Source organism: Dactylosporangium sp. NPDC005572 (assembly GCF_040605515.1).
GTDB lineage: Bacteria > Actinomycetota > Actinomycetes > Mycobacteriales > Micromonosporaceae > Dactylosporangium.
Map to the genome: position 1 here is coordinate 1 of NZ_JBEXCY010000473.1, position 1343 is coordinate 1343.

General features: G+C 74.3%; 1 protein-coding gene and 1 pseudogene. Both read right to left on the reverse strand.

What is annotated here, in order from left to right:
* Positions 1-331, reverse strand: a pseudogene (locus ABZS66_RS61745) (nitroreductase); the annotation flags it as partial.
* A gap of 70 nt (positions 332-401) precedes the next feature.
* Positions 402-1343: hypothetical protein (locus tag ABZS66_RS61750; protein WP_354774306.1), on the reverse strand; the 942-nt coding region annotated here is incomplete at its 5' end.

Here is a 1343-nt window from a genome sequence, read left to right on the forward strand (position 1 = left end):
GGTGCAGCCGGCGCTCGGCCGGGGTGGGCGGGCGCGGCGCACCGGGCGTCAGCCGCACCACGGTGCCCCCCAGTCCCATCGTGTACCGCGCGGGCGCGCCACCCGCGGCGAGCGCCAGCGTCAGGTTGAACGCGGCGGCGCCGCACGACACGCGGGCCGCCCGGCCCGCCGGGTCGCAGGCCGGCAGCGCCCGCGAAGGATCGACGAGCACGTCGATGGCGCCGTCGCGGTAGCGGAACCGCCACGGCTGGCTGTTGTGGATGGACGGTGCCCAGACGGCGTCGCCGACGGCGGCGACGAACGCGGCACGGCTCCAGGATGGGGATGTCATGACGTCCTCCCTCCCATCCCTTCACCGTGCCGCGCGGCGCGGGCCGCCCGTCAGGGCCGAAGGTCCCGCATCAGAAGGTGATCCGGAACTCGGCGGTGTCGTTGTCCCGGTTCGGGTCCGCGTAGCCTTCGGCCGGCGTCACCCCCACCATCGGCACCAGGCTCGAGGTCACCGGGGCCGGGGCGACGAACTGGACGGTCAGGGTCGTCGTCGCGCCGGTCGCCAGGCCCTCGCTGTCGCACAGCAGCACGTCCGACTGCGGGTAGTTCACCAGTTCGCAGCCGGCCGGCACCTGCGGCGCGAGACCGCCCGGAACGGCGACCCACACACTGTACGGCAGCCGGAACGCGCCCTCGTTGCGGACCGTGACCGTCATCGAGCCCGCGTAGGTGCCGCCCTCGCCGCGCTGGAACACCAGGTCGGTCGCGGTCACCGCCAGGTCGGTGACCTTCGGGTTGACCGGGAACGAGGACGGGCCGCCGGACTGGCGGAAGCGGGTGCCGTCCCAGGAGTACGCGCGCCACTGGAACTGCACGTGCAGGCCCGGCTCGAAGCAGCGCTGCGGTGTGACGTAGTCGCCGACCTGGGCCTCGACGGCGCCGCCGGTGCCGGCCCGCAGGCCGCAGATCGTCTTGACCGCGCCGGTCTGGCGTACCACCTGGCCCAGGGTGCGGATGCCGCCGTCGCCGGCCCGGGCGAACGCGACGACCTGGAACGTGGTGAGCAGGTCGCCGCAGGAGAACCGGATCACCGTCTCCTGGCCGCCGTCACCGTCGACGTCGGTGTACACCGTCTGTTCCTGGCGGATGTCCGTGGAGTCCTGGATGACGTGTAAGCCGCCGCTGAACCGCACCGGGCCCGACACGCAGCCGGTCGCGACCGCGTCGGAGGCCCAGTCCGGGAGGTCGAGGGTGGCCTCGTCGAGCTCGGTGCGGGGGATCCGGTTGTCGACCGGGGCCGGCGGCGACGACGGGACCGTCGCCGTCGCCGTCGCCGACGCCGACGGCGCGGC